Below are 12,479 nucleotides of genomic sequence, written 5' to 3'. Positions count from 1 at the left end.
CTCCTTTTTCTTATCCTGCATTTGTAATTTTTTTATTCTTCAAAGCAGGCGTAATAATATGTTTCAATGAGCGATGTAATCTTGTCACAAGAATAGCTGCTATAATCGCCTTTATGCAATCACCTGGTAAAAACACAACACTTACTTTCATCGTTTCCCATACGGAAATATCCATTACGAAAGCTTGTACAATAATACCAAATACATAAACTACGAAAATACCACCAATTATATTAATACATAATACCTTTATAATAGAAACTTCACGTAAACGCTCAATGAAATAACCAATTACAAACGCTCCAACGATATAACCAAGTAAATATCCTGCACTTGGTCCAACAAATACGCCTGGACCCCCGCGTCCACCCGCAAGTAATGGCGCTCCAACTCCAACTATAAGTAAGAAAATAAGCTGACTTAATGCACCGAGACGTGAGCCTAACAGCCCACCAGCAAGCATAACACCAAGTGATTGTAATGTAATTGGAACTGGTGTGATAGAAAGAGCAATTGGAGGTATTAACCCTAACACTCCCATAATAGAACTAAATAAAGCGACGAAAACTAAGTTTTTTGTATTCATATTTGCTTCTCCTATTTGTAAACTTAAATTCTATTTCAGATAACATATTATAGGAGTTATATTATCTTTCTACCCACTCTTTGTCAACCTTATTTCCTCATAAGTTTACAAACATAAAATTCAATTATTTCTCTTTATGCAAATGCTCAAGTTCTTTGCGAAGCGCTTGCTTTAAAAACTTCCCAACAGATGTTTTCGGTATTTCCTCCATGAATACAATATCGTCCGGCAACCACCATTTTGCAAACTGCGGTTTTAAAAACTCATATAACTCTTCTTTTGTCACCGCACTATTTTTCTTTTGTACAACGCAGGCAACTGGACGCTCTTGCCACTGCGGGTGTGGAATTGCAACGACAGCCGCTTCAAATATTGCATCATGTGCCATTAAAGCATTTTCAAGGTCAACTGAGGAAATCCATTCTCCACCGCTTTTAATAACATCCTTCGTACGATCAACGATCTTTACGCACCCTTCCTCGTCAACCGTAACGACATCTCCTGTATATAACCAACCATCACGAAAACCTTCGACAGTGCGCTCATCGTTATAATAGCTTGCAGCGATCCAAGGTGCTCGTAAACATAACTCTCCCATCTCAGTACCATCCCACTTCACTTCACCGTTTGTACCGACTACTTTCATCTCTACACCAGGGACAAGATATCCTTGTTTTGAGCGGATTTCTAATTGCTCTTCATATGATAATTCTGTTTCATAACTTTTTAAACGTGCAAGTGTTACGAGCGGGCTTGTTTCAGTCATACCATATGCATGTACGAAAGGAACATTATATTTTTGCTCAAATGCTTTAATAACGCTTTTCGGTGCAGCAGCACCACCGCATAATATTCTCGTTATACTAGATAAATCGTAACTATTATTTTCTAACTCTTGTAATACACCGAGCCAAATTGTCGGCACACCTGCTGCTATCGTTACTTTTTCAGCTTGAATCATCTCTAATAAAATTTTCGGAGTAAACATTGGTCCTGGCAGAACTTGTTTAGTTCCAAACCAAGTAGCTGCAAAAGGAAGCCCCCAAGCATTCACATGGAACATTGGTACAATTGCCATAGCCGCATCACTTTCCGATAAAGCAGCTGTATCGGCTAAACCGAGTGCCATACAATGCAAAACCGTACTACGATGCGTATAAACAACGCCTTTTGGATTCCCTGTAGTTGCTGACGTATAACACATACCAGCAGGTGTATTTTCATCAATATCTTTTACAAATTGGAAATTGGGATCGCCTTCTTCTAATAGCTTTTCATAATGATATACAGGCTCCAGTGTAGTTTTTGGAAGTTCGTCTTTATCAGTCATAATAATGTAGGCTTGTACAGTTGATAATTGCGATTGAATATTTTCAACAAGTGGTACGAGATCTTCATCAATAAGTAGAATTCGATCTTCTGCATGCTGAATAATGTATGAAATATGTTGAGGAGATAAACGAATATTAATTGTGTGTAAAACGGAAGTAATACCTGGAATAGCAAAATATGCTTCTACATGTCGATGATGATTCCACGCTAACGTTCCTATGCGCTCGCCTTCTTTAATCCCAAGCTTTGTTAACGCACTGGAAAGTCTTCTTGTCCTTTCCCCTAGCTGCTTATAAGTTAAGGTCGTAACTGTATCATGCGTCCGTGAAATGATTTCTTTCTTCGGGAATAGTTTTTCTGCCCTTTCCATCATAGAACTAATTGTTAGAGGTACATTCATCATCATATTGTTTACATCCTCCCTTTAAAGCGTTTTCATTTCTGTATATTATAACAGACTTCTACAAAAAATCACGATATTTTTCTGTATTTTCTGAATTATTTCTTTGGAAATAATTCTAATAAATAAAAACCATGTTTTGAATACATACGATACAAAACATGGTTCTCTCCTATTTAAAAACTATCTACCTTTTTTCTTACTTTCTTTTTTAATTTAAAAATGACACGATTACTATATTCTTTATTTTCTACTAAAATCCGATACATCTCCCACACTCCTACAACACGAACAAAAAGATAGACTCCAATAGCAATAAGTACAACACAGTACGGATAATACTGCACTAATTCGCCTGAAGTGATATGCTTTTTCTCAAATAAAAATGGTATCGCTCCTGCTGCAATAAAACAAAATCCAACAATCATCACTGCAGCATACCTCTTCTTAATTACTTCATATCTTTTTGTCAATTCTTTTAAAAAGTTTTGATCAAATAGTAATTCTTCTTTTTTTAATACATTGTATCGACTCTCTTCTATCGTTGCAGGTACCATCATTGCTCCAATTCCAAGGACAGCAATAATAATGACAAGAAATGTCGACATTGTTACATCTTCTTTGAATAATAAATACGGTATTGTAGATAAAATAAGCAAACTAAACCCTAACGCGATATATTTTGAAATCTTTTGTCCGTACACTATATACCCTTCTGCCATTTCCGTACTTACATAATAACCATGTTCAGTTTCATTAATTTGTTCAGCAGTTTCTTTTAATAAGTAATCAAGAGATACTTCAAATACATTTCCAATCATTATTAACTTTTCAGTTTCAGGAAATCCTTGACCGTTTTCCCATTTACTAACTGCTTGCCTTGTTGTGTTTAATTTCTCAGCTAATGCTTCTTGAGAAAGGCCCTTTTCCTTTCTTAATTTAAAAAGCTTTTCACCAAATCCCATATGTGTGTCCCCCTTTGTTTTCTTAACTAAATTGTATGCAAACATTGCCCCTATCTCTATCTTCCTGCGGTTGCACTTTGTCAACTTACGGTTGCGATTGTGTTATATAGCGGTTTTCTATACGATTTAGCTAGTTTTCTTCTATGATTGTGGTATTAAGAAAAACAACACCTCTCAATAACCAATTATAACAATTAAAGGTAATTATTGTTATATATAAAACAAAAACCCCCTTATTCAATTAAAGGAGTTTTCAATATAAAATATTTCATTGATTCATATATCTTTTCCTAGATATACAATACCTTTTCGTATCACGATACTTACCTTTAATGAACAAATCCTTTTGAATTGTACAATCGTATTCCATATTCAAACGTTTCATTAATTTTTCAGATGCTTCATTTTCTGAATTACATCCTGCTTCAATACTATTAAGACGTAACTCATTAAAACCATAGCTAAAAAAAGCTGAAGCCGCCTCGGTAGCTAATCCTCTACCCCAATATTTTCGTGATAAGGCGTATGCAATTTCCGCTTTATGTTCAGTTACATCATATTTTATAAATCCACAAGTCCCTATGAGTTTTTGTTCCTCTCTTAATACAATTCCAAGGGGAGCTACTTTTTCTTTCTCATATTGACTCACAATTTCTTCTATATATTTTTGTGTGTCATGTAACGATTGATGAGCATCCCATACTGTATACGTTGACATTTCTTTATCTGAGGCATACTCATATATATGTAAAATATCACTCATATTAATTTCCCTTAATATAAGACGTTTCGTATACAACGCTGGATATGACCACTTCTCAACAATCATAGCGGCTTCTGCTTAAACTTTTCATAATTCCGTACCTTTAATGAAAGGATATTCCCGCAATCTGTACAAATATAAGCATCCACTGGTGAAGATGTGAACATCGTTTCCTTTTTCCGTATTTGTGCATAACCGATAAACTCACCTTCTCCTATGTTTTGAGAACCGCAATGAGAGCATGTCTGCACGTCTTTCTGTTTCATGAGAGCACCACCTTTAATCTGTTTCCACTCCCTTCGACAGTCAGCTTCCATTTCCCTTCCAAAAAACCTCTTATTCTCTTACATTTCAACAGGAATTTCAGAAGAAAAATCGTATATGTACTATGAACTATATTAATTGACGGAGGAATCGTATGAGTACAATTATGACAGTCAATACAGCACAAGAAATCGAGAACGCAGAAATACACATGCTTTCTTCTAGATTAGAGGCACTACAAGAAATAAGCGGAAATCCAATGCAAGTACAAATGAAAAAGTTCGGGAGTGCCACTGCCTTTTCATCAAAAATAATTGCTGGTCCTGCTTTTAATACGGTAAAAGGCATTACATTTACAAATACAGATGAGATAGATGAAATCATCGCTTATTATCAATCACTACAAATCCCTTGCCGTTTTGAAATTACACCGGCTCAAGGTACAACTGAACTATTTCAATACTTATCTCAACAAGGGTTTTACCAATCGAGCTTCCATACCGCTTTATATAGCATACCGGGACAAGATTTTCCGCTTCCCCCTTCTAACATTTCAGTACGCAAACTGAAAGAAAATGAGTTTCATACTTTTGCAGATATTTATATACGCGGATTTAATATGCCGTCCTTTACAAAAAATGGTGTTCGTCAAAATAATGAAATTCTTTACAATAAACCAGGATGGCATTTTTTCATAGCCGAAGTTCAAAACACTCCTGCTAGTATAGGGGTACTTTATATAAACAAAGGTGTTGCTTCATTAGCTGCTTCTGCTACTTTGCCAGAATTTCAACGTAAAGGTTGTCATACCGTATTAATTCAAAAACGAATTGAGACCGCTCTTGAATCCAATTGTAATTTAATAGTTGGACAAGCAAGATTCGGTAGCGGCAGTCAAAATAATATGGAACGTGCCCATATGAAAATTGCTTATACAAAATCAATATGGACTGCGAAAGACATATAATTAACTTTCTATCCTGTTACTCATTTGAATATTCAAACTAAATTTGTTACGCTATTACTAGATACATCATTCAACTTGCAATATGAAAAGAGAATTCTACTCAAACTACAAGGAGGAGAAATGTATGACTAAACATGATCATGGTTTAAAAGAAAAAGTAGAAGGTGCCATTGATAAGGTAAAGGGTGAAGTAAAGGAAGTTGTCGGGAAAGTAACTGACAATAAAAAATTACAAGCCGAGGGAAAATGGGATAAGGTGAAAGGCACTGCTAAAGATACTGTCGGTAATGTAAAAGAAAAAGTACATGAATATAAGGAACATAAATAATAAAAAACACGTTAGATGCATTTTCATCTGACGTGTTTTTTAGTTCAGCTTATATACATAATTAACCAAATATCATACGGTATATTTTTATTTCTCTATACTCTTTGTAAGTGGTTCTTTAAATGCATTTCTATTCCATACAGCGAAAACAATAAGAGAAATAATAAAGAATACAACAAGACATATACCCAAATAATCAAAATTAACTACCTGAATGAGATTCCAAAACGGTCCCTGTAAATTATAGCTTTCAATAAGTAAAGATAATAGTTGATAACCCCCTATTAAAAAAGCCGTTATAACAGATATTGAGGTAATTAATACGTTATATGAATTTCTAATTCGACTATTTTCCATTGCCCACTTATAATTCGTATTCATGAATGTACTATCTAATGTATCCATCAACGACATTCCTGCAGCAAACAAAATGGGAAAAGCAAATATACTTACAAGCGGGATAGATTGACTTGTTGCAGTTACTGTAGAAAGAGCAATTAATCCGATTTCACTTGCTGTATCAAAACCAAGCCCAAATAAAAAACCGATCATATACAATTGCTTTTGACTATCAATAAACCTAAATAAGCGCTGCGTGAAACGATATATAAATCCTAAGTTTTCTGGTTGCTTATCCTCTTGGCTTCGTAACACTTTAATAAGGTACAACAGATTGGTAAGCCCAATAATAATAAGAAATGTACTAGAAACAATTGTACCGATAATACCGCCTATAGTAGAAAAACTCTCCATTCCATGTTTTGCTGTTTTTCCAATTAAAGCAATTAATACGATCATCACAAATACTACAGTAGAGTGTCCTAATGAGAAGTAAAACCCCACCCCCTGTGAGTTTTTACCTTTTTCAATTAATTTCCGAACAGTATTATCAATTGCGACAATATGATCACTATCAAACGCATGACGCAATCCTAAAGAATATGCAATAATAGCCATTCCAATTATGCTATTGCCTTTATACAGTGCAGGTAATAATAAGAGAATTCCAAGCACATGAAGAAATATAATAATAACAAAAAAATTAGTTGCTTTTTTCAGTTCACTTTTCCACATAGTTACTAACCCTTTCTACTTTAGATTGAATACTCTTGAAAAAGAAAAGTGCCATAATAAAAACTACAATCGTTATAATAGTCACTAAAATAATTACAAAATCATTTAACATGCCTGTATGATTTGTAAGTGTTAACAGGGCTGGTATCGTTGCAGTAATCCAAGATTCAACGAAGCAAACAATCCCTACATAAATATGAATCTTCTTTTTCAACCCATCTTGCAGGAAAAATAAAAACCAAAGGAACGCCCAAAAGAACCAAATTATTGTACTTTGTAGACTTCCACTCTCATGTAATTGATTCGCTATTCCCATAACCGTTGCAATAATAGCAACCCAAAGAGAATAGTAACCTACACCTGAAGAATCAAGTTCTAATATATTCGTAAGGCCAACATATAAATAAGTAAAACCAAATAAAAAAATAGTTCCATTAGATAGGATAGTCCACTCATTAGATTGACTTCCTGTAAATAATAAATATAGTGGTGTCAAAGTTTGTAATGCCCCTACAAATAAATTGAAGTACCCTACACTTTTGCTATCAATGAGTTTAAAAGCTGCTAGTGCATTCATGAATAGAACTGCACCGACAAATAATAATCCCACATTAGTCATAGTATCCCCTTCTCCTACTTAATATTTTCGATAGGATGTTAATTCTTCATGCAGACAATTCTCTCTAACAAAACGATGACACTGAAAAAATATAGACTCCATATCCTCTGTATTATGACTAAGTATGCGTATGACAAAGCCTTTACATGGCATAGAAGATATTCCAATCTTCATATTGTTAGTGTTAGAAAGCGAAGTTTTCAATGCTGCAATTAAATCATTTGTAATGTTCTCATTAATAACCATGAAAGTACCATAATGGGAATATTGATTTAATATTCCCATTTGATCTAACGACTCTTTGAAAGGGTTTAACAATAGATGATCGTAAACTACAAGTTTGTTTTCCATATATACTTTTGTTAGCGAATCAAAATACTGGTATGTGAACTTCTCCATATTTGGAGACCAACCAGGCGTAACTGAATCGCATAAAATCAATGTAGAATTATTTTGCATATATATATTTACTTTTTGCTTATATGCTGCATCCTTGTACATAATCAACGGATCTGGTAAATACTCCATAACAGCATTTTCACCAATATAAACATTCAATTCTTGCAAAGCATAACTATTTGGAGTCTTGTAAACTTTCGTTGCTGATTGGCTTGTTATATATGTTTTCGCATCTTCATGAACATTTATATTTATAGAATAGAAGTCTCCTTTTAAATAACCTCCACCAGAATTCATGATATAGTAATATGCTCTACCATAATCGTCCAAATATATTGGCTGCGTTACTTTTAAGGCATCTTTATGATAAACCTTAATAGGTACCGTTTTATGTCTCTTTTCCATCACATCAATGTTTAAGACACCTGTAGGGGCTTTCATTTCTTCAATCCTTCTAACATGATGTTTTGTCGCATCCAATTTATTAATCCCTGTAAGCCTTCCTCATCCTTCAAATTTGTAAAAAAATATGGTTTATTATGTCGGTAATTTTTCGTATCCTGCTCCATAACTCCAAGATCAGCCCCTACATAAGGTGCCAAATCCGTTTTATTAATCACAAATACATCAGATTTGATCATTCCTTGTCCACCTTTACGAGGAATCTTTTCTCCTTGTGCTACATCAATAATATAAATTGAAAAATCCACTAGCTCTGGACTAAATGTGGCAGCTAAATTATCACCCCCACTTTCAATAAAAATAATATCTAAATTACTATGTCTAATCATGAGCTCTTCAATTGCTTCAAAATTCATAGAAGCATCCTCTCGAATTGCTGTATGTGGACACCCTCCTGTCTCTACACCAATAATTCTATCTTCTGGTAAAACACCCGTTTTCAATAAAATCTTTGCATCTTCTTTCGTATAAATATCGTTTGTAATTGCTGCAATTTCATAATCTGTATTTAAATATTTTGTTAACTTTTCAACTAACATTGTTTTCCCAGCACCTACGGGGCCACCAATACCAATTTTAATAGGTTTTATCATTTTATTTTTCCTCCCTATGACATGAAGACTCTTACATTTACATCTTCATGTTGCATTTGATTTATTTCGAATTCAGGATCATTCAATCCAAAATTCTCTAATGAAAGTATTTGAATTCTATCAATAGATTCACAGATCAATTCATGGCATTCTTGTAATAGTTTTTGACCATCTGTTTGTCCAAGAGGAATGGCCCTCACACCATTTTGAATTATGCTTCCAACACTTGAATATAAGAAAACTAAGAGCGTTTCTTCTATTGTCATTTTCAATTCCGCCCCTAATATTCCGTATACGATACTCGGATGACCTTGTAATTTATTACCCATAACATCTTCTTTGTATATATTTAAATTTGCAAATGAGAACAGTTCACACAATAGTTTAGAAGTACTTTTACTAATCATTCTATTTGCTCTTCTACATTCAAAAGGCAATGTTTGTGCTGTTATTAAATCATCTAAAAATGTAATTTGTTTTCCATCATTATTCTTAGTGGCTTCGTAAGTATATTTGCAAATTAAGCCGTCCGTGTGTGTTAATTGCACTTTTACATATCGATTAATCCATTTGAAAAATTCTCCTTTATTTGTAACTTGTCCCTCTTGAATAAATGTTTCTAATCCAAAAGAGTGACTAAAACTTCCTGTTGGGAAGTTCGAATCACTAATTTGGAGTAGGTTAAGTAGGTTAAATATGTTTGTGTGAAGCATGCTTGAACGGTTTGGGTAATACTCTATTTTCTTTTTGATAAGGAACACCTTCCTTTTTGAGTAAATCTTCTACTAAGTAGTCGTTCGCCAAAATCATACACCCTTCATCGAATTGTGCTGGCAAATGTCTATTTCCTAAGTTATGCGCAATAATTCCCATTTCTTTTATTGACGTTGGAGTAATTACAATTACCTCTTCTGGTAACACTTCAATATATACAATACGATGCTCATCTTCATATAAAATATCACCGTTCTTTAATGTTTCTCCATTATCTAAAGACACCCCAATTTCAAAACCAGATTCTGAATATAATTTCTGAACCCTCTTTAGTAAAAGCTCACTAGAAATCAATATTCTATCAAGATGCTTTTTTGTATTTGCAAAATCATTCATATTGCATACGTTGTTATTAATTTTTTCAATAATCATTTTATCTCCTCCGTTATATCAAAATAAAAAATATCTTTGAGCCATAGGTAATACATCTACTGCTTCACACGTAATAACTTGTCCATCAACTTTAACTTCATATGTCTGCGGATCTACTTCAATTTCTGGTGTTGCATTATTCAGCTTCATATCTTGCTTAGAAATCTCTCTCGTATTTCTAACAGGTAATACAACTTTATTTAAACCTAATTTTTCTTTAATATTATTCTCATAAGCTACTTTAGATACAAATGTAATCGAACTTGACTGTACCGCTTTTCCATATGCACCAAACATCTTTTTTTCATAATATGGTTGTGGTGTGGGGATCGAAGCATTCTCGTCTCCCATTAATGCCATCACTACCATCCCGTTTTTCAAAACCATATCTGGCTTAACACCGAAAAATTGTGGATCCCATATTACAAGGTCTGCATATTTCCCAGCTTCAATAGAGCCGACATATTCTGAAATCCCATGTGTAATAGCTGGATTAATTGTATACTTAGCTATATAGCGTTGAATTCTATTATTATCGTTATACTCTTTATCTCCCTCTAAACTACCAATCTGCTTTTTCATTTTATCGGCGGTTTGCCAATTGCGAATAATAACCTCTCCAACCCTTCCCATCGCCTGCGAGTCAGAGCTAATCATGCTGAAAACCCCTAAATCTTGCAAAATATCCTCTGCCGCAATTGTTTCTTTTCGAATCCTTGAATCCGCAAACATTACATCTTCTGGAATATTTGCTTTTAAATGATGACATACCATGAGCATATCTAAATGTTCATCCAACGTATTCACTGTATATGGCAAGGTCGGGTTCGTTGAAGAAGGTAAAATATTATTCAGTGCAGCAATCTTTATAATATCTGGTGCATGCCCACCACCAGCCCCTTCAGTGTGGTACGTATGAATAACACGATTATCAATAGCCTTTATCGTTTCTTCCACAAAACCACATTCATTTAACGTATCAGTATGAATAGCAACTTGAATATCATATTTATCAGCAATCTGTAACGAGTGATTAATTGCTGAAGAAGTCGCTCCCCAATCTTCATGAATTTTTAATCCAATAGCTCCTGCAAATATTTGTTCTTCCAGGGCAGGTAAACTTGAACTATTTCCTTTCCCTAAAAACCCAATATTTATAGGAAAAGCTTCTGCTGCCTCTAGCATTTTTCTTAAATTCCAAGATCCAGGCGTTATTGTAGTTGCCTTAGTACCCTCTGCCGGTCCTGTTCCTCCCCCAATTAAAGTTGTTATACCTGAAGCTAATGCTGTATCAATTTGTTGTGGGGATATGAAATGCACGTGTGTATCAATACCTCCAGCTGTAACGATTTTTCGTTCACCAGAAATTACTTCCGTTGATGTTCCAATGATGATATCAATATTATCCATAACTGAAGGATTACCACTCTTACCAATTGCTGAAATCTTTCCATCTTTTATACCAATATCCGCTTTATATACTCCTGTATAATCAATAATAATTGCATTCGTAATAACAACATCCACAACACCCTGTTCCCTTGTAAGTTGCGAATTTTGTCCCATACCATCCCTAATTGATTTTCCTCCACCAAAGACAGCTTCATCACCATATACCGTGTAATTTCGATCAATATGTGCGAATAATTGTGTATCCGCTAAACGAATAGAATCTCCTGTAGTTGGACCATATAAATCAGCATATTGTTTACGTGACATCTTAAAACTCATGCTATCTCCCTCTTTTTTTGTAAGATTGAATATCGCCATCCACTTTATTTTTAAATCCATATACTTCTTGCTTCCCTGAGTATGGAACTAATTCAATCGTTTTTTCATCCCCAGGCTCGAATCTTACCGCTGTACCCGCTGGAATATTTAAATGTTGTCCAATTGCTACACTACGATTGAACCTTAACGCCTCATTCACTTCATAAAAGTGGTAATGAGATCCAATTTGAATCGGCCTATCTCCCTGATTTAACACCTTAACTTTCGTTGCTTTTTTATTTCCATTACATACTATGTCTTCTTTCGCAAGGATATATTGCCCTGGAATCATAACATTCACTTCCTTTAATGAATTGGTTGATGAATAGTTACTAATTTTGTTCCATCAGGAAAAGTTGCCTCAACTTGAATATCTGATATCATGTCTGCAATACCATCCATAACATCTTCAGCACTTAAAATATTTTTTCCAAGCTCCATTAATTCCGCTACATTTTTACCATCTCTTGCTCCTTCCAAAATTTCATACGTAATAATAGCGATACTTTCTGGATAGTTTAACTTAAGCCCTCTCTCCTTTCGTCGATACGCTAAATCAGCCGCAACAACTACCAGCAGTTTATCAATTTCTCTTGGAGTTAATCTCATTACAATCTTCCTTTCTAAAGTATTTTAAAACTAAGAATATTCTAAAAATAAAAGATGTACTTCCAATGTCCTTTCCGTGTTTTCTCCATGTTTTTTTCTGCTAATCAAATAAAAAAAGACTAGAATTGATATTATCCCCTTTAGGTAGACAGTGTAAAAAAGACCATATACACACATGGATGTTACACTATTACTTGGAGGG

The 12,479-nt window shown here is 34.3% G+C and carries 16 protein-coding genes; 2 read left to right on the top strand and 14 right to left on the bottom strand.

The features are described 5' to 3' along the window. Positions 1-10 precede the first annotated feature (10 nt). From SB773_RS20665 to SB773_RS20645, 5 genes are all read right to left on the bottom strand, one after another. Positions 11-586, bottom strand: a complete 576-nt coding sequence (locus tag SB773_RS20665; protein ID WP_070144381.1) for a biotin transporter BioY — start codon at positions 584-586, stop codon at positions 11-13. 124 nt (positions 587-710) lie between these two features. Then, a complete protein-coding gene (locus SB773_RS20660) occupies positions 711-2,324 on the bottom strand; it encodes a long-chain fatty acid--CoA ligase (protein WP_410591791.1) in 1,614 nt (537 codons plus the stop codon). A 170-nt stretch (positions 2,325-2,494) separates the two neighbouring features. Continuing rightward, complete coding sequence (locus SB773_RS20655; RefSeq protein ID WP_002165275.1) at positions 2,495-3,283, bottom strand: helix-turn-helix domain-containing protein; 789 nt, start codon at positions 3,281-3,283, stop codon at positions 2,495-2,497. A gap of 268 nt (positions 3,284-3,551) precedes the next feature. Beyond that, positions 3,552-4,112, bottom strand: coding sequence for a GNAT family N-acetyltransferase (locus SB773_RS20650; protein WP_002014262.1), 561 nt, complete (start codon positions 4,110-4,112; stop codon positions 3,552-3,554). After that, on the bottom strand, positions 4,109-4,312 hold the full coding sequence (locus SB773_RS20645; protein ID WP_012261408.1) for a hypothetical protein: 204 nt from the start codon (positions 4,310-4,312) through the stop codon (positions 4,109-4,111). Before SB773_RS20645 ends, SB773_RS20650 begins: the two co-directional genes overlap by 4 nt. Before the next feature lie 152 nt (positions 4,313-4,464). On the opposite strand from SB773_RS20645, the gene SB773_RS20640 reads away from it, so the two are divergent. Then, positions 4,465-5,277 carry a GNAT family N-acetyltransferase gene (locus tag SB773_RS20640; protein ID WP_002014261.1) on the top strand — a complete coding sequence of 271 codons (813 nt, stop codon included), beginning with the start codon at positions 4,465-4,467 and terminating at the stop codon, positions 5,275-5,277. A 124-nt stretch (positions 5,278-5,401) separates the two neighbouring features. After that, positions 5,402-5,605, top strand: a complete 204-nt coding sequence (locus tag SB773_RS20635; protein ID WP_000160408.1) for a CsbD family protein — start codon at positions 5,402-5,404, stop codon at positions 5,603-5,605. An 87-nt stretch (positions 5,606-5,692) separates the two neighbouring features. Here the strand turns inward: SB773_RS20635 and SB773_RS20630 are convergent, their stop codons facing one another. The 9 genes from SB773_RS20630 to SB773_RS20590 are packed head-to-tail and all read right to left on the bottom strand — an operon-like array spanning position 5,693 to position 12,277. Then, positions 5,693-6,679 carry a HoxN/HupN/NixA family nickel/cobalt transporter gene (locus tag SB773_RS20630; RefSeq protein ID WP_002128522.1) on the bottom strand — a complete coding sequence of 329 codons (987 nt, stop codon included), beginning with the start codon at positions 6,677-6,679 and terminating at the stop codon, positions 5,693-5,695. Further along, on the bottom strand, positions 6,666-7,298 hold the full coding sequence (locus SB773_RS20625) for an AmiS/UreI family transporter (RefSeq protein WP_242247998.1): 633 nt from the start codon (positions 7,296-7,298) through the stop codon (positions 6,666-6,668). Before SB773_RS20625 ends, SB773_RS20630 begins: the two co-directional genes overlap by 14 nt. Positions 7,299-7,316: 18 nt before the next feature. Next, on the bottom strand, positions 7,317-8,138 hold the full coding sequence (locus SB773_RS20620) for an urease accessory protein UreD (protein WP_002165271.1): 822 nt from the start codon (positions 8,136-8,138) through the stop codon (positions 7,317-7,319). After that, positions 8,135-8,752: an urease accessory protein UreG gene (gene ureG, locus SB773_RS20615; protein ID WP_000594929.1), complete on the bottom strand. Its 618-nt coding sequence runs from the start codon at positions 8,750-8,752 to the stop codon at positions 8,135-8,137. Before ureG ends, SB773_RS20620 begins: the two co-directional genes overlap by 4 nt. Before the next feature lie 14 nt (positions 8,753-8,766). Beyond that, positions 8,767-9,465, bottom strand: coding sequence for an urease accessory protein UreF (locus tag SB773_RS20610; protein ID WP_002128524.1), 699 nt, complete (start codon positions 9,463-9,465; stop codon positions 8,767-8,769). Further along, positions 9,443-9,898, bottom strand: coding sequence for an urease accessory protein UreE (locus tag SB773_RS20605; RefSeq protein ID WP_000582803.1), 456 nt, complete (start codon positions 9,896-9,898; stop codon positions 9,443-9,445). Before SB773_RS20605 ends, SB773_RS20610 begins: the two co-directional genes overlap by 23 nt. Before the next feature lie 18 nt (positions 9,899-9,916). After that, a complete protein-coding gene (gene ureC / locus SB773_RS20600) occupies positions 9,917-11,629 on the bottom strand; it encodes an urease subunit alpha (protein WP_002128526.1) in 1,713 nt (570 codons plus the stop codon). Between the two features lies 1 nt (position 11,630). Beyond that, positions 11,631-11,960 (bottom strand): urease subunit beta, encoded by a 330-nt coding sequence (locus SB773_RS20595; protein ID WP_098167684.1) that lies wholly within the window; start codon positions 11,958-11,960, stop codon positions 11,631-11,633. Positions 11,961-11,974: 14 nt separating this feature from the next. Further along, positions 11,975-12,277, bottom strand: coding sequence for an urease subunit gamma (locus SB773_RS20590; RefSeq protein ID WP_001241327.1), 303 nt, complete (start codon positions 12,275-12,277; stop codon positions 11,975-11,977). Positions 12,278-12,479: the final 202 nt, after the last annotated feature.

The organism is Bacillus sp. SIMBA_074 (assembly GCF_046534555.1).
Taxonomy (GTDB): domain Bacteria; phylum Bacillota; class Bacilli; order Bacillales; family Bacillaceae_G; genus Bacillus_A; species Bacillus_A mycoides.
Note: the sequence above shows the minus strand (reverse complement) of the source record. Positions and strands in the feature narration are given on the sequence as shown.